The following is a 21,342-nucleotide window of genomic DNA, read 5'->3' on the forward strand; positions in this document are numbered from 1 at the left end:
ATCGTCTTTAGATTAATCGGATAATCCGAATTTCCTTCTGATCTACCGATACTTCAATAACGTGATGCTTCGGACGGTAAGCCACGACGCCTCCGCCTACATGAAGGACAGGCTCCTCACCCAGCGCGTAGAACACGTCATCTGCGAGTGCCTCCATTAACTCTTTGCGCTGCGCCTCCTCCAGTTCTTCCCAATCCGCTGTCTCCATTTCGAAGAACAGATAGCCATCCCCGATGGAATGCATCGCCTCAGCCAAATCACTCAGAATATCGCTGTATTCCCTTGCATGCTTAACTCCCATTTCCAATTGCCCCTCTTTCAGCTCTTATTCTCGCCTCATATGTCTTCATTTTACACGAAATCAGATGAAAACTGCTAAAACATCCATTTTGCTCTAATCTGAGCGCTCATTCTGACGATAATAAATAGAGATAGAATTGTCGAAACTCTGTTCATTTTGTCAGTCTGACACATCAGATTGCCTTAAGCTGTCTCCCGTTCTCCGGGGCATAACCGAAACGATCGGTTTTCAATGTCCTTATTATCTTATTAGATGAGGTGTATTATGGAAAAATCTACTATTATTGGTATCGCACTTGGGCTCATAGCCGTCCTTGTCGGTATGACGCTGAAAGGTGCTCCGATCTCCAACCTAGCAAACCCGGCCGCATTCATGATTATCATTGTCGGAACCGCAGCCTCGCTCTTCATCGGTTTCCCGCTGAACGAACTGAAGAAATTCCCGAAACTGATCAAAATGATCTTCACTGTGCAGAACCTGCTGCCGCGTGAAGAAGTTATCGCCCTCTTCATGGAATGGGCAACAATCACACGCCGTGAGGGCCTTCTTGCACTGGAGTCTAAAGTAGACGACATCCAAGATATGTTCCTTCGCAACGGCATGAGAATGATCATAGACGGTAACGATCAAGACCTCGTACGCGATGTACTGCTCGAGGACATTGCCGCTACCGAAGAACGTCACCGCGCGGGAGCGCTTATTTTCTCCCAGGCTGGCATGTATGCCCCTACACTCGGGGTTCTCGGCGCCGTAATCGGCCTTATCGCGGCACTTGCCGATATGAGCGACATGGAGAAGCTCGCACATGCGATCGCAGCCGCGTTCGTTGCTACACTTCTAGGTATATTCACCGGTTATGTATTATGGCACCCCATTGCCAATAAGCTCAAGCGTCTTTCCAAACACGAGGTTGAACTTCGCCTCATGATGGTTGAAGGCCTGCTGTCGATTCAATCCGGTGTTTCCACCATTGCGATTAACCAGAAGCTCTCGGTCTTCCTGACACCGACTGAACGCATTAAACTGAGTCAGAAGGGAGCAGAGGCGGTTGAGCAAAAAGCATAAAAGTGAACATCACGAGGAGCATGCCGATGAAACCTGGCTAATTCCGTATGCCGATCTCCTTACCCTATTACTCGCCTTATTTATTGTATTGTATGCGATGAGCTCGTCCGATTCCAAGAAATTTGAAGATATGAGCAAAGCCTTCAATATCGCGTTCAGCAGCGGTATTGGCGTTCTGGAACAATCTGCGGTCATCAGTAACGCCAATCAGTTTGAAGATACTTCAGACAGTCGACGCCACGAAGATACCAAGGATATGCAGAAGAAAGACATCGAGGCTCTGAAGCAGAAAGAACAAGAAGACCTTGAGAAGCTCAAGAAACAAGTCGATCAGTATATTAAGACAAACGGACTGACTACGCAATTGAATACGAAGCTCAACCTGTCCGAGCTAACGATTACGATCAGCGACAGCTCCTTGTTTGCGCCAGGCAGCGATAAGATCAAGCCGGAATCGCGTAAGCTGGCTGTTGGGATTTCCAACATGCTGCAGAAGTACCCGAATTATGAAGTGAAAGTAACGGGCCATACCGATAATGTACCGATAAACAAGAATCAATTCGAGTCGAACTGGGAGCTAAGTTCCATGCGTGCGCTCCACTTCATGGATATCCTCCTGCAGAATAAGAAGCTCGATCCGCGTCTGTTCAGTACGATTGGGTTGGGTGAGTATCACCCGGTAGCGGAGAATACATCGAATGTTGGACGCGCCAAGAACCGCCGTGTTGAAGTCTCCATCATTCGGAAGTATACGGATGCAAGCAAGGCTGCAACCGTACCCGTTGCAGCACCGACCAAATAACACGCACACAAAAAACCGTCAGGACCCCAAGTCCTGACGGTTTTTCTTTTCCCTCCGAGTTACAGGGACAGCTCGATGGAGCGCTTTACCAGCACATCCATGGCATCAACACAGTGCTGCTTCGTTCCTTCGCTTAGTGGAACGATCGACAGCTCCGTGCAGGCGATAATAATGCACTGACACCCATCTTCCGTAATCAGCTCATGAATGATATCCTCAAGCTCCTGCGGATCGATTTGCACCCCGCGTTTGATATCCTTGTAGATCATATTCATAATATGCTGCTGCATCGCATCTGACGGCAGATGCGGCACTAGCTTGTACTTACGTGCGGATTCACTGTAGATTCCACTGTGCAGCGTCCCGTTCGTCGCGAGAATGCCGACCTTACAGCCATCGCCATAAGCTTCGTGGATGACCTTGATCGACTCCTCAACCATGTTGATGATTGGAATCTGCGTCATCTGCTGCAGCTCGTTCACGTAGTAATGCGCAGTGTTGCACGGGATTGCGATATTGGATACTTCGGCATACTCCAGCAGCCGGATATCCTTCTCAATCTCACGCAGAAACTGTTCGGGACTATTTTCAAGAATGACATGAGTTCGATCCGGAAGCGAAGCATGATTGAGTATGACCATATCGATATGATCCTGATCTCTGTCTGCAACCGTACTCTCGATAATTTGATCGATAAATACGCTCGTCGCCTTCGGCCCCATTCCGCCTAGTACACCTAACCGACTTCTATGTTCCATCATTCAACCTACTTTATATGAATTAATCGATATCGTTCGTTGTTTGTTACCCTTCTTGGCCTTACTCCGAAACCGAAGAATCTGTATCTTTCAGCAGCTTTAATGCGATTTCCGCCCCTGGGTCCATTCCTTGACAGCCGGCCAGCAGGATCACATCTCCTCGTTCTGCTTTGGACAGCGCATAGGAGATCGCATCCGGCAGTTCACGATACAGCTTCACGTCAATGTTCGCTTCCGCCATCACTTCCAAGAATACATCCGCTTCCTCGTCGGAAACGGTATTGTTCTTGTTAACGTGAGATTCACTGCGCGTCGCGATAATCTCATTCATCTCAAGACGATTCATCCACTTCACAATGGCTTCTGCGTTCTCACGATTAATGATCGGTCCCCGATTGCCCCGGATCGCATAGACAAAGTGGCACTGCTCATAGTCCATGTACCGCAGCGTTTCCAGCGTCACATCGATATTACCCGGATTGGCAAAATGATCATCGATCATAATGAACTCATCTTCGTGAATAAACTCGAATCTGCGCTCTACACCGCCGAAGGTACGCAGCGTCTCCTGAATGGTTGCGATCGGCACGCCGCACAGCAGCGCAATTGCGATAGCCGCCATGGAGTTATAAACCGAATGCAGCCCCGGAATGCGCAGCTCTACGCGGAACTCGCTAGGCGTATACGTGACTCCGTCGCCTTCGAACGGCTTCCTAATCTCAACCGTGAATTTGGCACGTCCGGTCGACAAATCCAGATCCTTGCAGTGCAGCGTACCTTCGCTGCTCTTCAGACCGTAGGTCACGACCTTCGCGCGCGTCTGATCGACAAGCGATGCCGCATACTCATTGTCCAAATTCAGCACAGCATAACTTTGCTCGCCAGCCCGTTTAATCAAGCCCGCTTTAGCCTCAAAATAATTCTCGAACGTCCCGTGAGAATCAATATGCTCGCGGCTTAAGTTATTGAAGCAAACGATATCGTAATCCACCGTCTCTACCCGGTGCGACTCCAGCGCCGCCGAGGAAACCTCCATGCTGACATGCGTCACGCCGCGATCGACCATTTGCCCCAAGTAGGACTGCAAATCAAGCGATTCCGGCGTCGTCAGCTCGGATGGAATCTTTTCATTATCGATTTTGATCACAACCGTGCCCATTAGACCGGTCTTGAGACCATGATGTTCAAGAATCGCATTTGTCATATAGGTCGTGCTTGTTTTCCCATTGGTAGCCGTAATCCCGATCATCTTCAGCTTCGAGGATGGATGCCCGAAGTAAGCATCCGCCAGCTGCGCCATCGCAATGCGGCTGTTCGGCACGACATATTGCGGAATCGGCACATCTTCTTGAATGTGCTCGACAATTGCGGCAGTTGCGCCGCTTCTAACCGCATCTCGCAGATATTTGTGACCATCCGTGCTATAGCCCGTTATGCAGACGAATAGGTGCCCCGGTGACACCTTCTGTGAATGATAAGAAATGCCGGTGATCGCGAGATCCTCCGACGCCTGAAACGACTCGATAATCGTAGTCGCTTGCAGCAGCTCCTGTAATCTAGTCATAGAATGAATCCCTTTCTTTCTACCCGCAAAGCACCATGCCCGAGCATTACTGCCGTCTTATGGCCCCTGCTTTGTGATCGATCGTTGATTATCTGCTGAATCTGCCAAACGCTTTGCCTGCAAGCATGCCTAGGAACGCGAAAGCCGGCTTCGGATCCTTCCAATCCCAGATCGCATGCGCCTTAGGCTTGAAGTATGAGGCGATAACTTGTCCAATGGTAAGCTGCTTTGTCTTGATATAGTTTCGAACCGCCAGTAAATCCTCATAGGCATACCAGAATACAAGACCCGTATCCTTCTTAACCGCATGCGGCGGCAGCGGAGAGCCTGTCAGCTCGCGATACGTAATATAAGGGATATTCACACCTGTGCGGAATAAGAGGTTATTTAAATTCGTAATCCGAACATTGATTTCGATTAAGTAGTATTGGCCTGTGACGGCATCCTTCTTGAACTCGATCTCAGCGAAGCCTTTGAACTTCACGGCTTCGAAGAATTTGGCTCCGAGCTCATACAGCTCAGGAACATACCGTTGCCCCGTGTATACCGAAGCACCGAAGTTAATCGGATACTGGCGGAATTTCTGGCAGGTCACCCAGTGCGTTACTTTCGCATCCTGGTTCATGTAGGCGTCGAACGTATACATATGATCATCGAAGCCTGGAATGATGCGCTGTACGATGACTTCAAGACCCGCTTCATGCGAACGCGCAATTGCCGCTTCCAGCTCCGCCTGATTATTCACTTTGAACAGTTTCTTGCGAAATTTAGCTACGAATGACGGCGAATCCACGGGTTTGATAATGCATGGATATTGAATGATGGTATCGACTTTCTCTTGAAAATTGTCTTCCCCAACGCGGACTGTTTCCGGAACCGCAACACCCATCTCTAGTGCGATTCGCTGCAGCGTTTCCTTGTTCATCAGCTTCGTATAGAGGCCTTTCTCCGTTTGCGGGATCAAGAAACTCTCTCTCAGCTCATCCAGATACTCGTCCACCACTTCGACATAGGAATCGTGGCAAGGAATGAGAACAGGCTTCACGCTCTGCTTGTCCGCATAATCCTTCAGAAATTGAATAAACCCTTTCGGGTCTTCTTTATAATGAGGCGCAATTAGCCGCTCCGAGCAATATTTGGACTTCACGGCGTACGTGTTTTTATCCGTATAATCGACAGCAACCGTATGTATGCCATGAATCCCTAAGCAGCGAATAGTGCTTAAACCTATATAATAATTACATCCCAATATGACGGCCTTGTTGCTCATTAACAAACGCACATCCTGTTTGAATATATTTTTTTATAAATACCTCTATGCAAAGCGGTGACAATCATTTATAATTTTACTTCATGTATTCTAGGATTACAAATGTTATTATTGCTTGATATAAAGGTAAAATCGACCGTTTACACGAAACTAAGCAACGTATAGTGACGCCTACACGTTGCTTAGATTTAACAAAAAACCAACACCCCCGGCCTCATTGTCGGACGATGTTGGTTTCTTTATTAACATTATAGAATTTATGGGTTTCGGCTATAAATTTCTATAATATCTATTGGAAGAAACTTACTGCGCCTCCAAATGAGGGCGACAGCCGTTTCTTCTCGTTTCCCGGGAAAACGTCGAACGTTACTGATAGTTGAGCAGCGTAAATAGCTCCTTCAGTTCGCCATTCGTTAGGTCCCGCCACTTGCCGCTCGCAAGCGGGCCCAAGTGAATATTCATAATCCGCACGCGGCGCAGCTTCCTGACGTTGTAATCGAACGTTTGGCACATTCGCCGAATTTGACGGTTCTTTCCTTCGGTCAGCGTAATCCGAAAGACGCGATCGCCTTCTTTCTCTACCTTACAAGGCAGCGTCATCGCGCCTAATATACGAACACCTTCGCTCATGGCCTTCAGAAATCTTGGCGTGACAGGCCGGTCTACGGTCACGATATATTCCTTCTCGTGTTTGCCTTCTGCTCGCAGAATCCGGTTTACGATATCGCCGTCATTCGTGAGCAGGATCAGCCCTTCCGAATCCTTGTCCAGTCGGCCGATTGGGAAAATCCGCTCCGGATGTCCGATATACTCGACAATATTGCCTTCAACCTGCGACTCTGTTGTGCTTGTGATGCCAACCGGCTTATTCAGCGCAATATAAACATGGCCTTTCTGCTCGCCGATCACTTTCCCATCGATCCGTACATCGTCACCCAGCTCCGCTTGGCTGCCAAGCTCAGCCGTGACGCCATTAATGGAAACGCGCCCGCCCTCTACCAACTTATCTGCTTCACGTCTGGAACAATAGCCTGTTTCGCTAATAAACTTGTTAATCCTCAACTGCCGTGTTCACCCCGCATGAAAAGTGCTTCTTATAGCTGTATTTTAGCCTGTATTGCATCATTTTCATAGATTTTTACGAAAGTTCCCGCTTCTTGCCTCGCAACCGCGGCGGCCTGTCTCACCATAAAGGCAACAACGTCGTCTGCTTCAACAGGTCGATATTTACGAAGCCCGCTTTGCATGATGAGTTTCAATAGCGGACTGAGCCAGATTGCGGCCCGCTCCCCTAGCCGGAACTCATCCCGCTTCCCAAGCAGCAGAGAAGGCCGCAGAATATGCAGCTCTCGCAAGCCAAGTGCGCTCAGCTGCGCCTCCATCTCGCCTTTTACACGGTTATAGAAGATGGAAGACGATGCATTCGCTCCCATGGCAGAAACGATGATCATTTTGGAAGCCCCGTGCTGCTCCGCCCATTCCCCGAGTGCAACCGGGTACGACAAGTCCACCTGCCGAAATGCTTCTTGCGTCTTCGCCTTCTTCATTGTCGTGCCCAGCGTGCAGAAGACGATATCCGCTTCTACGCCAGCGAGAGCCTCATCCATGCGATCGAAATCAGCTGTGATCACCGTCAGCTTTCTGTTCGAGCCAATCCCACCCGAAGTAGGAAGGAGCGGCCTGCGGACAAGAATGGTAACGGCACTGCATCTGCTGTCTTGCATTAATTGACGCAGCAGTGAAGCACCTACAAGTCCGGTAGCCCCTACCAGCAGCGCTTTGTATGACGCCGATGCCTCCATGCCTATCACCCTCTTGTATGTAGTGTTCAAATAACATAACCGTCCTGGCAGCCGCCCGAGCTTAAGCCTCGTGCGCCTGCTCTTTGTTAAGCGGCAGCATAATGTTCACTGTTGTACCCACGTTCACTTTACTCTTGATCTCCAGCATCCCTTGATGCGTCTGAATAATGCGCTGGCTGACCATAATGCCAAGTCCGGTTCCCATATCCTTATCGGTATAGAACGGGTCACCAAGCTTCGCGATTCGCTCCTCCGGAATGCCGATCCCTTCATCTGTAATGGATACGTTGACATGTTGCTGATCATTCCGCCTGACCTCGATCATGATCCGCCCACCTTTCGGCATCGCTTCGATCGCATTTTTGAGCACATTGATAAACACTTGCTTTAATTGGTTCTCTTCGCACGAGATACGGCAATTCTCTTGGTCAAAATACGTCTCGAACTCAATATCGCACAGATGCGCCTGGCTATCGAGCAGTGAGATGACATCACCGAGTATGAAGCGGACATCTTTCACTTCGAATCGCGTCGCCTGCGGTTTAGCCAGAATAAGAAACTCGCCGACGATTAAATTAATACGGTCCAGCTCCGAAAGCATAATATCCACATGACGTGTATTGAGCTTCTGGGTTTCAAGCTGCAGCTGCAGAAACCCGCGCAGTGTCGTTAGTGGATTGCGAATCTCATGCGCTACACCGGCTGCCAGTTGGCCGACTGTCGTGAGCTTCTCCGATCTGCGCAGCAGCTCCTCCATCTTGTTACGACTTGTCATATCACGCGTAATACTGGCGATGGCACGGAGCTCTCCATGCTTGTCTTGAATTGGCGATGTCGTTGCGCTGACGGATATCCATTCGCCGCTCTTCGTCACACGCAGCGTCTCGCGAGCTGCAAGCGGCTTACCCGATTTGAGCAGTTCCATCGTCTTCTGCTCTTCTTCAAACAGATGCTCCGGAACGAGTGGAAGCATTTGGCCGATCGCCTCTTCCGTCGTATAATCGAACAATTGCTCGAATGCACGATTCACCTGTGTAATGCGGCCGTCCAAGTCAACGACATGGATGGCATCTGTCGTATGATTAATGAATGATTCCAAATATTCTTTCATCGACCGGTTCTCTTCGAACGCCATTTTTAGCTTTGTCATATAGATGTTGAGATTCTTCGACATGGCATTCACGCGCTGTGCCAGCTGCCCTAATTCATCCTTCCGCTTGACCTCGATAGTATCGTCGAATCGCCCGAAAGATACCTCGTTTACCTTCCACAAAATCGAGCGGACCGGCCGCAGCAGAATATCCGACAACCAGTAGCTGCAGAATACAACGACGATTAGCAGCACAATCGAAATAAAAATCTGATTGTTCCGCTGCTCATCCGCCAGCTTCATAATCGGCCTCTTGTCGAACACAAGCCCAATCACGTAGGGAACAGGTTCTTTCAGCGCAATAAAGCTCTTAATAACCTCGCGATTGTGAATCGTCTCTTCGCGGAACACCATTTTGCCCTGCAAAGATTCCTTCATACTCTTCTTATCTTTCTCTATTTCGCCATAATCATAACTGCCGAAAGCTACCGCTCTATCTTTCAACTGCTGAATGCTCACAATAGAAGGAATTTCTTTAATCGGCTCAACGCCAAATCGATCTGGATTAAATCCCGTAATCTCCAGTATCGTCGGATTACCCGTCTTCAGTTCCGTTAACAATGAAGTCGTATGCGAGATTTTCCGAAGATCCGTGAATTGATCGCTCTTCATATAAAATCGAATGATGTAGTCCAAGTTACGGTCTGAATAAAAGCTTTCTTGACCCAGAATGGTATTGTCGGTCAGCGTCAGTTTATCCGGCCCTATCCAAAACTCATAATCGAGCGTTTCCTGCTCGATCGTTTGGGATTTGTGCGCTGCCCAAACATTGCTGACATCGCCGATCTCTGGCGGATTGGTCGATTGGACGACGTAATAGTTGTCGCCTTGCTGCTTCAGTAAGGACATACTCGCAACACCAACATGCTCCGCAACCTGTCTCAGCTGCTCATAAGTGACCTCTGAGGCATGATATGGCAGCTGACTGGCGGCCGAGAACGATGCCAATTTCATCTTATCGGACAAGACCGTTTGAACGAACTCGACTTCTCTCGTATTTTGAATGACGTTTGCCGCAACCTGCTGGCTAATCGACATCATTTTGAGTTGAATGTCGTTCCTTAGATTGACCCGCGTCGAATATTCGTTCAGAATCACATTTAGAACGAGCAGCACAAATACAATCAATGAAATCATGACGGATAGTTTAGTTTTGACCGACAATATGCGACACATCCTTTAACAGGAACCTGTGGAAAGCTAATTGGATCATACCATAATTGGCATAAAATGAAAGCAATCTCGCGCATCATTTCATCAATAACTGTGGAAGAGAAGTCGATTCCGATGCTCGTTATCTGGATATCACCAATAGTTGTACACAGGTTTTTCCCCATATTCACAGGCCGATTTAATAATTTGTGTACAGTTCTGTGAATAATCAAAAGTTATCCACAATTCTATACACAACCTGTTAACAACGAATATTTGTTCGCGGCACAATTCGACAGTCGATTGACGTCGAATGGGTACAACTCATTATATAGAACAGGGCTGGAGGCTTAATTCATGACGATGATCGGGAAGGATTATTTTCGAGAAGAAGATTATAAGTGGATGCAGGAAGCGATCCTGGAAGCGAAGAAAGCGGAAGAAATCGGTGAAGTGCCTATCGGCGCTGTCATTGTTAAGGATGGCGAAATCATCGGCAGGGGCTACAATCTGAGGGAGACGAATTTGGATCCGACCGCACATGCGGAGATGATCGCCATTCGGGAGGCGAGCAAGCATTTGAATGCGTGGAGGTTGCTGGACTGTACGCTCTATGTGACGCTGGAGCCTTGTCCGATGTGTGCGGGCGCACTGGTGCAGAGTCGTATTCGAAAAGTTGTGTACGGCACAACCGACCCTAAGGCAGGCTGCGCCGGTACGTTAATGAATTTACTGCAGGAGCCTCGCTTCAATCATGAGACTGAGCTACTTGGCGGTCTGATGCAGCAAGAATGTTCGGATTTATTAACCCTCTTTTTTCGTCGGTTGAGAAAGCGTATCTAGTGGTATCGCACACTAGTTCTTCTTTCTGAATCTGTTGTAGCGTTACGATAAGTTCATCAGCTGCTTCACTTATAGCAAGTACCTCAGGGTCAGTTAAACTTCCGCGGGCTTCAGCCATTTCGAACAGCTTTGTACGAAGCACCTGCAACTCATGGAGTAGGTTCATTTTGTCATTCATGACGCCCTCGGTACATCTCCTATCGCATCTACTTGGTTACAGTTAGTAACTATTATCATTATATATGGTGTAAGCTATTATTTTTGTAAAATCTTGTCGACAATTTTCCCCGATATTGGCGTAAAGTTTCGACACCTTTCATCAGAAAGTCCCTATTCCAGGACTATTTTCTCACTATTCCGCAGCTAAATTAGGACTATTAGACTTGCTTGCGCCCGAAAAGCAGTTCATGCTATTATTATCCTTGCCGCGCGCCCGTAGCTCAGCAGGATAGAGCGACAGTTTCCTAAACTGCAGGTCGTACGTTCGAATCGTATCGGGCGCGCCATTTCTCCAAAACCTTGTTGTTGCAAGGTTTTTTGTTTTATATCCGAACATTCCTGACATGCATATCGCTTCGGGCGGTGAATGGGCAGACAGAATCAGGAGGCAAATGACGATGAATTTCCCGGGTGACCGCGTATATATTCGTTTCTTGGAGCTTCAGGATGCAGAAGCATTACTCGATCTGCAAGTGAGAAACCGCGAATTATTTCAGAAGTATTCTCCCATCTTCGCAGATGATTTTTACACCCTTGAATCGAAACGTCAGTCTATTAGCGATTCGATAAAACAGCGCGAAGAAGATAAGAAATATAGCTTCGGAATCTTCCTCAAGGAGTCCGGCAATTTGATTGGCAGTGTGTCCCTTAACCAAATCTATCGTGGTCCGCTTCAACGGGGCATGATTGGTTATCAATTGGACGGGCCATATAACGGCAAAGGACTTATGACAGAAGCAGTCTCTGTAACCGTCGCATTCGCGTTTAATGAATTACACTTACATCGCATTGATGCAGGTGTAATGCCGAGTAATGTAGGTTCGATGCGCGTATTAGAAAAGGCCGGATTTCATAAGGAAGGTATTGAACGTCAAGGGGTAAAGATCAATGGACAATGGGAAGACCACCAAATATTCGCGATCCTATCCGAACAGAACTAACCTGAGCGCAATCCTTTGTAATATAGAAGAACCGCAGCTGTGTGCGGTTCTTTTTTTGCGATTCCATTGCATGCTCACACCTTGCTTGTCGCATTCCGTAACCACCGACAGAATTGTAATGGTTGTGACAGTGGTTATTTTTCATAAAGAGCTCTTTTTCATTCTCTAACGGTTGCCGATGAGCTTATATGGTCATTTTCTGATCGAAATCAACCATTTTACTGGATTTAACGTCTGTCACAACCGTTAGCGTTTTAAAAGTCGACTTTTTCAAGGAATAGGCACGCTGGCAACCGTTAAAATTTGTTCTTCATCGGAATGGTTGTAGAGACTTTCTCGGGCAGCCTCAGCCGGCTCATTCTTTGTCACCTCTTCGTTCGCTTGCCACCTCATCCATACTTAGCCTACGATTCTTGATTCTGCGCTTCCGTCTCGCCATCGGTTGTCTTGCGACTACCTTGACCGCCATCTCTGCGGCCTGGGAAACCACCGCCGCCTGGACCGCCCATTCCGCTGCGGGCTTCGGTTATGCCGGATTCGTTCAACCAGGTTACGATGGTCGACGTTGTGAAATCGATGACCTTCGTCCCTCCCTGATAGTCGCCTCCGTCATAAAGTCCATTCTCCTGGCTGCCGGTCGAAGTACCGCCCGAGTAAAGCACGTATGACGTATTCACCTTCAACTTCGGCGAACTGACGAACACTGCTTGATAATCCTTCAGCGGAGCGAACGTCAGCACGTCACCGCCGTCACCATCCTCCACCCGAATTAGCGTTCCCGCTTGTTGGGTTTGCGGATACGTCATCAAAATCCCGGCCTGCGCCGATTGATCCGACGTCGCTTGTGCCATACCGGAGCTGCCTACAGAAACGAGGAAACCTCCCGTCATATCGAAGCTGCCGTCGTAGTCCAAGGAGCCATTTCCGTTCTGGGTCGGGCCGTTGACGATAACGGTACCGCCGCTCATGAAGATGGAGCCGTTTGCGTCCAAACCGTCACCTGCCGCGTTAACGGTGAGTTTACCTCCACTGATCGTCAACGTGTTGTTCCCTGCACCTCCTGGCGGAGTACCGCCTTCCGGTGCGCCCTCCGGTGGCATGCCATCCGGCGATGTTTCAAACGACGGCGCGCCATCGCCGCCTGCTCCCGGACCAGCTCCGTCTGCCGCTTGATCGCCTCCGACCGCAGCTTCAGGCGCCTTGCCATCCTGCGCGGCTCCATCTGGAGGGCTGCCGCCAGGACCGCGTCCTCCCTGTCCACCTTCAGCCGACTCGCTGTCTCCTGAAGCGGCATTGACACCGTCGTCGCTTGACTCGACTGCAATCGTACCGTCCGCGATCAGGATGTTCGGAGCTTCGAGTCCTTCGTTGCTCTTCGCAACATCAATCGTGCCGCCCGTCACGGCAAGCGCGATCTCCGCATGCACGCCATCGTCTCCGGCATTGATATGAAGCTCGCCTCCCTTGATCAACAGGCCGCCGCTGCTGTGCAAGGCATCTTCTTTGGACGTGATCTCGAAGCTGCCGCCTTCGATGGCGATGACACCTTCTTCGCCTTCAGTATCATTCGTCGTTTTGATGCCATGGCCACCGGCATTGATCGTCAGGTTACCGGCCTGAACCGCGACCAAATCGCGCCCCATCACTGCATCATCGGCAGCATGGATTTCCAGCGTGCCTCCCGTTATTCTCAGCTTATCCTTAGTTGTGATGCCGTTGTTATAGTTGCCTATCACGACGAGCTTGCCGCTGCCGTTGATCGTGAGGCTGTCCTTGCTGAAGATCGCCGCATTAGGTTCACTATCCTCCTCCGAAGTGCCGTCCGGGAAAACATACTTCGTGCCATCCTCGACCCGGTTCTCCGTCCCTTCTTCCAACGATACAATCGTCTTGCCCGCTTCCTCGACGTAAATCGCGGAACTCGATTCATTATGGATCTCCGCCCCGTTCAAGACGAGCCGTACCGTTTCTTTATCCTCTACGTTGACGACGATACTTCCATCATCCAGCTTACCGCTAGCTACGTACGTGCCGGCTTTCGTAATCGTGATCGTTCCGTCTTTGGCTGACGCACCTTCACCCTCAATCGTTGCGCTAGTACCGTTTAGCTTAATAACGGTAGCATCCGCTTCGGACCATTCGGTATACGCATCGTCGGTGTCGTATTGGATATCGCCGTCTAGCTTCAAGCTGGCCAGCGTAGCAGCCTCACTTTGGGAGACAGTGCCGGATGGCGTGGCTGCCGCATCCGTTCCAGCTGCCACGGATTCATTCGCAGCGTTATCGCTGCATGCGCTCAGTAGAACGGCGCATAATAGGAGGGCACTCAGTTTTTTGGCATGTTGAATTGATTTCATCGTTCATCTTCCTTTCGATCGTTTCTTTTAATAGTCCGTCATCGGCGGATTCATCGTCAGTGTTATATCGAGATTACCGTTCCTGCACCGAATGGCGTCAAGGAGCTCCTTTTGGTTCGTTTGCGGGTCGAGCGTGATGGCATACACCACTTCATACAAGCTTCCAAGCTCAGTTGTTCTAACTTTTCTCAATTCATAAGCCACATCGAACATGTTGAAAACTTCGTCGAAGACGTCTTCATAGCCTAGATTCTCCGGAATTGTTACTCTCAACAGCTTCTGCGTCGCCCGTTTTGCCCCAAAGTTGAATGCCCGCAGCACAAACATCAGCACACACAACACGACTGTGAACAGTACGGCATAGCCGAACGATCCGACTCCGCATGCAAGACCAGCCGCCATCGTAAACAAGACGAACGCAATATCCTTTGGATCGCCCGGCGCGCTGCGAAACCGAATGATGGAGAAGGCGCCGGCGAGGCTGAAGGCTCTGGCAACATTGCTGCCGATTAGAAGGATAATAATGGCTACTATAACTGGAAGCACAATCATGGTCAGTGCAAAATTCTGGGTATAGCTTGCTTGCGTCCTCATATACGTCCAACTGATTAGCAATCCAAGTGCAATAGATACAAATATGGTTAATAAGGCATCGGTCAGCGTGAGCGCCGAACCTTCGGCCGCCAACGAGAAAATAGCATCGATCATAACAGTACGCTCTCCTTCGTCATCATTTCGGACTCGGTGAACAGGCTTTGCTTCCCGTCCCGCGTCCATTTCTTATACTCATTGCCATACTTCGAGAAGCTTGCCTTGAACATCCCGCTCTCCGACAGCAGCCGGGAAAGCCAGACCGGAATCGTCTTCTCCGCCTTCACTTCCATCAGCCATTGACCAGCCGGCATCAGCTGCTCGCCGTAATCCCCGCACTCCAGTCCGACGTCATGCCGCCTCGACCGAATGTTCGTATCAAACGTGATGCGCAGATCGCGGTTCTCTTTGCTGAAGAGCGCGATCCGGTCATAAGCCAGATACACCTTCGGCTGCAATTCGTAGCGCTGCAGAAAATAATGAATTTCCCGGATGACCTGCTGATTCATGCCGGTTCGGAACGTCGGCGCCTCGCCGGTTCGAACGAAATGGTAAGCCTCGTTCAGCGTCAGTGCCGTCCTGCGCTTGTTCACCAAACCGAACACTTTCTTTTTTAACTCCAGATACACCTTGCCATCCTCTCCGGGTACGCCGTACGCCCGAATGCGCAGCTTTTCCCGGTACTTCGGCTTTGCCAAACTGGTACGGATCAACGCATCGTGCTCGGTATCGTAATAGAGATTACTAATGGCGTAGAAATCGCCGTTCTTGTTGTAGGCATCGGGCTCCAAATAGGCAAGCAACCGATTATGCAGGGTAGTGAAAGCTAGGGTATCCATGAGATATTTATTCTCGTAACGGTTGAACACTTCGATAGCCATCGTGCCGTTCGCTCCTTTCATGCCGGCTCAGCCCGCCGTGCCATGACTGTATCTTAGAGCCTGAACCTTTAACGAATCTTAAATCTTAACATGTTATTTACAATTGACGGTTGCATGCAAGGCTCCGGTAGAATTAAGGTTGATTAAAGGTTCGTTGCCTATAATGAAGGGGAAACAGCAACACGATGACGAAAAGGGGAAAACCGGAATGAGACTATTAATCGTGGAAGACGAGGTCCATCTCGCGGAAGCGTTGACCCAAATTCTTAAGAAACACCATTATTCAGTTGATGTCGCACATGACGGCAGAGAAGGACTTGACCATGCCCTGAGCGGCATCTATGATCTCATACTGCTCGACATTATGCTGCCTGAGATGGACGGCATTGCGGTCCTCAAGGCGCTTCGGGCAGAAGGCGTGCGGACGCCTGTCATTCTATTGACTGCCAAAGGTGAAATCGACGATAAAATTACGGGGCTGGATCACGGTGCAGACGATTACGTCGCCAAGCCGTTCTCGACAGGTGAGCTTCTGGCGAGAATTAGAGCTGCCTTGCGGCGCAAAGGCGATACGATATCGGAGGATACGCTGCGATTCGGAGACATTGAATTAAACACATCGACGCTCCGGCTGGCGTGCAAAGGCAAGGAACTCAAGCTGATTCTTAAAGAAAGCGGGCTGCTCGAGCTGCTCATGACGCGGAATACCGCCATTACATCTAAGGAGCAAATGATCGAGAAATTGTGGGGGTTCGACACGGAGGTGGAACATAATAACGTGGAAGTCTACATCTCTTTCCTGCGCAAGAAGCTGACGTTCCTGAACGCTTCGGTACGGATTAACACCATCCGCGGCGTTGGATACGTCCTGGAGGTGACGAACTGATGTTTAATCGGCTTCGCAACCGTTTCTTGATCTTGAACATCGTCATCATTACTTGCATGATGCTCGTGGCGTTCGGGGCCATCTATACGATTACGTATCAGAACGTCCGTGCCGACATCGACATGGAATTGCACCGGGTATCGGATTTCTACCGTAAGCCGGGGGGATTGGGCGATGCTGATGGAAGTCCGCGCCAGGACGGTGATCATCATCCTCAGGACAACGCTTTTAATGGCGGCGGCCCGCCGCCGGAGCGTTCAGTTTCGTTCTCCGTTCAAACCGACGCGGTTTGGAAGCTTACGTCAACGGATTCCCGCTTCGATATGGACGCTGATTTCTACGACCACGCCATCTCAATCGCTGCCCACGGCCATGCAAACAGCGGACGGTTCAGCTTAGACGGTACTCACTGGGCCTATCTGATTCAAACTACTACAGTGGGTTACTCGATTGCGTACCTTGACGTGACCGCCCAGCAGCAAATCCTAACGCATCTCGTCTATACGTTCCTGCTAGTCGGACTAGGCATGCTCATCGTTATTTATCTGACGAGTCGTTATTTTGCAAATCGCTCCATCGCACCGGTCAAAGAAGCATTCGATAAGCAAAAGCAATTCATTGCAGACGCGTCACATGAATTGAAGACACCGCTTGCCGTTATCAATACGAATGTGGACGTCCTCCTTGCCCACGAAGAAGAGCGCATCGCCGATCAAGCCAAGTGGCTGCATCATATCCAATCGGAGACGGAGCGCATGAAGACCTTGACGGGCGACCTTCTGTATTTGACCGAAATGGATGATTCCCGGGCGCGTATGGCGTTCGCCCCTTTTAACGCGAGCGAAGCCGTAGAAGCCGTTATTCTAACGATGGAAGCTGTGATCTTCGAGAAGCACCTGTCGCTGAACTACACCATCGAGCCGGGTTTGATCGTTCGCGGCAGCGGCGAACAAATCAAACAGATCGTCATGATCTTGCTCGATAATGCAGTGAAATACGCCAGCGCGAAGAGTACCATCGACGTGAAGCTGAGCAAACGCCACCACGACATGCTGCTCACGGTGAGCAATATCGGCGAAGGCATTGCTCCCGAGCATCTGGAGCGCATCTTCGACCGCTTCTACCGAGCGGATGCCTCCCGATCGCGTAAGCAAGGCGGACACGGCTTAGGCTTGGCCATCGCCAAATCAATCACGGAGCAGCATAAAGGAAGGATCGCTGCACGAAGCGTGCCAAACGAGACGACAACTTTCACGGTCCAACTGCCGCTGGCTGCCGGCAAATAGCCCATTTGTAACACACACAAATAAGGAGAACTCATCAGCGCATGAGTTCTCCTTATTTTCATCACCTATGACGATCGTCCCTTCACTCCATAAACGTTTCAAGCGGGAAATTGAGCACGTTCACCTTACCGCCATCCATGGCGCTATATTCGAAGATCTGCAGCATCAAGGTTCCGTTCTTCGGCAATTTATTCGCTGGAATCACGATGCTTAGCTCAAAGGTCGACCAAGCCGGTGCGCCTTCACTAAGCATATAGTTTTTCTCCAACAAATAGTTGTGCCCGTCCTCCACAGCATAATTCATCATCGCCTCGAACACTCTCGCCTCACCGGTTACCTTATACTTGCCCCCGCTCCCGGACACCTGTATGCCCCGAAAAGCATTGTTTTGCTTAGAATCGTCGATCGGATACGAAATCTCCACCTGCCGCAGCGTGTCGTTCCACTCAACACCCGCCCCCAGCAAATCGCCAACTGCTCTCAGCGGCACATAGGTGCTTCCCTTATAATTCATAATGGGCAGACTCTCATCCTCGTAGGCCGTACCGTTCACCTCAATAGGGTAAGCGGCATCCCCAAGTACATATTGCTTAACCGCTGCACCTACTGTCGGCATTGCGAGCATGATCATACTGCCGGTCAACGCACCGACTATGAATCCACGGATATGCTTCATCGCCTTCACACTCTTTTCATGGGCATACACCCGGAATGGTGTTCCGATAGTTCATCCTATGCGGGAAAAGCCGTACTTACTTACCCTTACCCGCAAAAAAGCCTCCAACATCACATGACAGTAATGTTTGAGGCTTCCTTGACCTATTGAACTAACTCACCAGCGACTGAACAGAACCGCTCGTCTCTTTGATGCGCTGCAAAGTGCGTTCATTCTGTTCCGCAAGCGTGGTAATCGTTGCAGACAGCTCCTCCAGCGTAGCGGAGGACTGCTGACTGACCGCAGCGACATTCTCCGTCGCGCTCTCGATCGAGCTGCTGGCGCCGCGGATCGCGGTCATATTATCGCGATAATACTCCAGCGACAGTGCAAGCTGCTCCACCGTTTGCCGTACGACAACGAAGGCTTCGCGCGTATCCGTCGTAATGCGGCTGCTGGATGCCATCTGCTTGCCAATCCCGTTCATCAAGCCGCGTGTAGTGTCCGCTTGCTGCTGCATACTCTCGAGCTGCTCCGAGATGGAATCTGCCGTCCCTGCTGAGAGCTCAGCCAGCTTACGTACTTCACCTGCGACAACGGCGAAACCACGGCCGCTTTCACCGGCTCTTGCCGCTTCGATGCTTGCGTTAAGGGCAAGCAGGTTCGTTTCACTCGCGATCCGGACGATGGACTCCGTAAATTCACTAACGTGGCTGATAACCCCATCCAGTGCCGCCATCTGCTCGGACATATTTTTAACCGAGAGCTGGAACTGCGAGATCGTCTCGTACAGCTCGTCCATTTTCTCGCCGCCGCTCGTCGTTGAACTGCTGGCCGTTGTAGACTGTGCTTCCAGCTGATGGAGCGAATTATTCATCGTTTCCAGTCGCTCATGCGTTTCTTGCACCAATCTGGAGATATCAGACGTAGACGAAGCCTGCGTATTCGCACCTTCCGTAATCTCCTGGAAGGCATGCGTCATTTCACGGAACGACGCTTGGTTCGCTTCGCTGACTTCCGTGATTTGAACCAAATTGCTTGCGATCGACTCCACCTGCGCAAGCAGCTGCTCTTTCTGCGCGGTCTGCTGCTTCGTTACGGATTCAGATTGCGCCCGCATCGTTTCCATTTGAGCAGCGAAGAATTTGCCTGCTTTCACAAGTGCAATCAGAAGCGCGCTCACAAGTCCGAAGTAAACGAAGATACCGATAGCTGTATCGGCACTCAGCTGTTCACCAAGCTCCGGTCCTTGCACGATCAACACATAAATATTCATAAACAACCCGATGCTAAGCCCCAGCAACAGCGGCGTCCACCTCATATAAATAACCGCTATGGCTGCAATATAATACACCGAGAAGAAATTCGTAATCGATACCACATCAAACATGAGGTAAATCGTCAGCACCGAGCTGCCACCGACAGCAACGTATGGGAAGATGCTCATCCCCACCTTGCGAGTCAGCATGACCCCAAGAACCGCGAGCAGCACAACGGAAATAGCAAGAACCATCCATTTGCCCACACCTGGAATTAAATTCAGCGCCATGACGCTGCCAACCGAAATAATCGATGAAGCGATCAAGCCCATAAACACAATACGATTCCGATAAAATAAATCCGCGACTTGCAATTCTGACTGTGTCATCATCCCAACTCCTACCGATATCAAAGTAGGATTAAACCCGTTCTACGAGCCGCTTGGCAAGCCCAGCATCTCCTGGATCTTCTCAACAGGCACCGCGTCTTTCGGCAGCTCATACTCAAATTTAATCTCCTTATTTATATCGTCCAAGGAGAGGTCGAAATGAATGCCCAGCTTCATCGCTTGTGCGGAATCAGTCGACTCCACATTCAAATCCACGCCTTCATAGGTCAAATAATCATCCGTAATCCCGCCGGTGACGTCCAGCTGATTGATCTTAATCGATTTCTTCAGCTCTTCAACAGCCGCTTTAACCTTGCCATCCTCTTTGTCTGCAAGCTCCTTCTTGGCAGCCTCTAGATCTGCCTTCGTAAGCTTGAACATCTTGGCGTAAGCCTCATTGTTGAGCAATATATCAATGATTTGCGGTGCAGCTTTCTCCATAATGGCCGTCCACGCAGCTTCGACATTCTTCTCGTTAATCGAGAAACGAACGAGCTGATCAACTTTTTGATCGGAAACTAACCCTTTCACATCCGCGGCTTCAGGCTCGCTGAAGTAGGTTTTCTCATCCAAGCTGTCAACCAGCGCCTTCAGGAGGTCCTGTGCCACCTGCGGTGAGGCAGCAACATCGGCAGCGCCTTGCTCCTGTTCAAGCTTCTTCATATCGATTTCCACGAATTTGCCTGCAATCGTCTCCGGCAGCGGAAGCCCCGGAATTTGCGGCACCTTAATCCATGTTTTATCCTCCGTAATGATCATCGGAATCGATGCATTCAATTTCACATCGCCGCTGCCAAGTACAAGATCCATCGTTAACTCCGCACGCATCGGCGATTTCTGAACCGAACCATGCACGTTGATGACGGCACCTTTCAAGAAAGTAAGCATCATCGACGTCACTGCCGAATTTGCATTGCCTGCAGCATCTGCCGCAGCCGGAGGCAGTACCAAATCGTTGAAGGTCAATGTTCCCTTATATGTCATGCTAGTCGCTTTCTGATTGTTAACCATCGCATCCATCATTGCTTCTTTGGGCGATGTTCCTGAGCTGCACCCAGCCAGTACGGCAGCCAGTGAGGCTACAAGCAGCGCGGCTGTTCCCCGTTTCCATAATTTCATGTCAGAACCCCTCTCATCATACGAGCACCTTCAATTTTACCCCATCCCGTCC

20 protein-coding genes and 1 tRNA gene are annotated in these 21,342 nt (G+C 49.9%); 7 read left to right on the top strand and 14 right to left on the bottom strand.

Annotated elements, in window-relative coordinates:
* Positions 1 to 7: 7 nt before the first annotated feature.
* Complete coding sequence (locus tag AC506A_RS25150) at positions 8 to 301, bottom strand: hypothetical protein (protein ID WP_495463742.1); 294 nt, start codon at positions 299 to 301, stop codon at positions 8 to 10.
* A gap of 264 nt (positions 302 to 565) precedes the next feature.
* On the opposite strand from AC506A_RS25150, the gene motA reads away from it, so the two are divergent.
* Both motA and motB read left to right on the top strand, forming a co-directional pair.
* Positions 566 to 1,366 (top strand): flagellar motor stator protein MotA, encoded by an 801-nt coding sequence (gene motA, locus AC506A_RS25155; protein WP_495463743.1) that lies wholly within the window; start codon positions 566 to 568, stop codon positions 1,364 to 1,366.
* The gene (motB, locus tag AC506A_RS25160) at positions 1,350 to 2,168 is read left to right on the top strand and encodes a flagellar motor protein MotB (RefSeq protein WP_495463744.1); all 819 of its coding nucleotides are present in this window, start codon (positions 1,350 to 1,352) and stop codon (positions 2,166 to 2,168) included. The genes motA and motB overlap by 17 nt, the downstream gene beginning before the upstream one ends.
* Before the next feature lie 59 nt (positions 2,169 to 2,227).
* Here motB and cuyB read toward each other — a convergent pair whose 3' ends face one another.
* From cuyB to AC506A_RS25190, 6 genes are all read right to left on the bottom strand, one after another.
* Positions 2,228 to 2,929: a cysteate racemase gene (gene cuyB, locus AC506A_RS25165; RefSeq protein WP_495463745.1), complete on the bottom strand. Its 702-nt coding sequence runs from the start codon at positions 2,927 to 2,929 to the stop codon at positions 2,228 to 2,230.
* A 58-nt stretch (positions 2,930 to 2,987) separates the two neighbouring features.
* Positions 2,988 to 4,490, bottom strand: a complete 1,503-nt coding sequence (locus AC506A_RS25170; protein ID WP_495463746.1) for a Mur ligase family protein — start codon at positions 4,488 to 4,490, stop codon at positions 2,988 to 2,990.
* Between the two features lie 88 nt (positions 4,491 to 4,578).
* On the bottom strand, positions 4,579 to 5,760 hold the full coding sequence (locus AC506A_RS25175; protein ID WP_495463747.1) for a carboxylate--amine ligase: 1,182 nt from the start codon (positions 5,758 to 5,760) through the stop codon (positions 4,579 to 4,581).
* 366 nt (positions 5,761 to 6,126) lie between these two features.
* Positions 6,127 to 6,822, bottom strand: a complete 696-nt coding sequence (rluF, locus tag AC506A_RS25180) for a 23S rRNA pseudouridine(2604) synthase RluF (protein WP_495463748.1) — start codon at positions 6,820 to 6,822, stop codon at positions 6,127 to 6,129.
* 32 nt (positions 6,823 to 6,854) lie between these two features.
* Positions 6,855 to 7,562, bottom strand: coding sequence for an NAD(P)H-binding protein (locus tag AC506A_RS25185; RefSeq protein ID WP_495463749.1), 708 nt, complete (start codon positions 7,560 to 7,562; stop codon positions 6,855 to 6,857).
* Positions 7,563 to 7,623: 61 nt separating this feature from the next.
* Positions 7,624 to 9,876: an ATP-binding protein gene (locus tag AC506A_RS25190; RefSeq protein ID WP_495463750.1), complete on the bottom strand. Its 2,253-nt coding sequence runs from the start codon at positions 9,874 to 9,876 to the stop codon at positions 7,624 to 7,626.
* Between the two features lie 345 nt (positions 9,877 to 10,221).
* Here AC506A_RS25190 and tadA point away from each other — a divergent pair, with 345 nt between their 5' ends.
* A complete protein-coding gene (gene tadA, locus AC506A_RS25195) occupies positions 10,222 to 10,707 on the top strand; it encodes a tRNA adenosine(34) deaminase TadA (protein ID WP_495463751.1) in 486 nt (161 codons plus the stop codon).
* Here tadA and AC506A_RS25200 read toward each other — a convergent pair.
* Positions 10,613 to 10,885, bottom strand: coding sequence for a Spo0E family sporulation regulatory protein-aspartic acid phosphatase (locus AC506A_RS25200; RefSeq protein ID WP_495463752.1), 273 nt, complete (start codon positions 10,883 to 10,885; stop codon positions 10,613 to 10,615). The two genes, tadA and AC506A_RS25200, sit on opposite strands and share 95 nt — an antisense overlap.
* Positions 10,886 to 11,136: 251 nt before the next feature.
* Between AC506A_RS25200 and AC506A_RS25205 the strand changes: the two genes are divergently transcribed.
* Both AC506A_RS25205 and AC506A_RS25210 read left to right on the top strand, forming a co-directional pair.
* Positions 11,137 to 11,213: transfer RNA gene (locus AC506A_RS25205), tRNA-Arg, on the top strand.
* Between the two features lie 111 nt (positions 11,214 to 11,324).
* Entirely contained in the window at positions 11,325 to 11,867 is a 543-nt protein-coding gene (locus AC506A_RS25210; RefSeq protein WP_495463777.1) for a GNAT family N-acetyltransferase, read from the top strand.
* Positions 11,868 to 12,271: 404 nt separating this feature from the next.
* Here AC506A_RS25210 and AC506A_RS25215 read toward each other — a convergent pair whose 3' ends face one another.
* The 3 genes from AC506A_RS25215 to AC506A_RS25225 are packed head-to-tail and all read right to left on the bottom strand — an operon-like array spanning position 12,272 to position 15,696.
* The gene (locus tag AC506A_RS25215) at positions 12,272 to 14,224 is read right to left on the bottom strand and encodes a carbohydrate-binding domain-containing protein (RefSeq protein WP_495463753.1); all 1,953 of its coding nucleotides are present in this window, start codon (positions 14,222 to 14,224) and stop codon (positions 12,272 to 12,274) included.
* A 27-nt stretch (positions 14,225 to 14,251) separates the two neighbouring features.
* Positions 14,252 to 14,932: a DUF4956 domain-containing protein gene (locus AC506A_RS25220; RefSeq protein WP_495463754.1), complete on the bottom strand. Its 681-nt coding sequence runs from the start codon at positions 14,930 to 14,932 to the stop codon at positions 14,252 to 14,254.
* Positions 14,929 to 15,696, bottom strand: a complete 768-nt coding sequence (locus AC506A_RS25225; protein ID WP_495463755.1) for a polyphosphate polymerase domain-containing protein — start codon at positions 15,694 to 15,696, stop codon at positions 14,929 to 14,931. The genes AC506A_RS25220 and AC506A_RS25225 overlap by 4 nt, the downstream gene beginning before the upstream one ends.
* A gap of 208 nt (positions 15,697 to 15,904) precedes the next feature.
* Here AC506A_RS25225 and AC506A_RS25230 point away from each other — a divergent pair, with 208 nt between their 5' ends.
* Together AC506A_RS25230 and AC506A_RS25235 are read left to right on the top strand one after the other, a co-directional pair.
* Positions 15,905 to 16,582 (top strand): response regulator transcription factor, encoded by a 678-nt coding sequence (locus AC506A_RS25230; protein WP_495463756.1) that lies wholly within the window; start codon positions 15,905 to 15,907, stop codon positions 16,580 to 16,582.
* A complete protein-coding gene (locus AC506A_RS25235) occupies positions 16,582 to 17,868 on the top strand; it encodes a sensor histidine kinase (RefSeq protein WP_495463757.1) in 1,287 nt (428 codons plus the stop codon). Before AC506A_RS25230 ends, AC506A_RS25235 begins: the two co-directional genes overlap by 1 nt.
* An 82-nt stretch (positions 17,869 to 17,950) precedes the next feature.
* Here the strand turns inward: AC506A_RS25235 and AC506A_RS25240 are convergent, their stop codons facing one another.
* The 3 genes from AC506A_RS25240 to AC506A_RS25250 form a co-directional block, all read right to left on the bottom strand.
* On the bottom strand, positions 17,951 to 18,544 hold the full coding sequence (locus AC506A_RS25240) for a Gmad2 immunoglobulin-like domain-containing protein (RefSeq protein WP_495463758.1): 594 nt from the start codon (positions 18,542 to 18,544) through the stop codon (positions 17,951 to 17,953).
* Positions 18,545 to 18,695: 151 nt separating this feature from the next.
* Positions 18,696 to 20,174, bottom strand: a complete 1,479-nt coding sequence (locus AC506A_RS25245) for a methyl-accepting chemotaxis protein (protein WP_495463759.1) — start codon at positions 20,172 to 20,174, stop codon at positions 18,696 to 18,698.
* A 39-nt stretch (positions 20,175 to 20,213) separates the two neighbouring features.
* Positions 20,214 to 21,290 carry a hypothetical protein gene (locus AC506A_RS25250; protein ID WP_495463760.1) on the bottom strand — a complete coding sequence of 359 codons (1,077 nt, stop codon included), beginning with the start codon at positions 21,288 to 21,290 and terminating at the stop codon, positions 20,214 to 20,216.
* Between the last annotated feature and the right edge of the window lie 52 nt (positions 21,291 to 21,342).

It is taken from the genome of Paenibacillus sp. N22P23 (assembly GCF_059383735.1).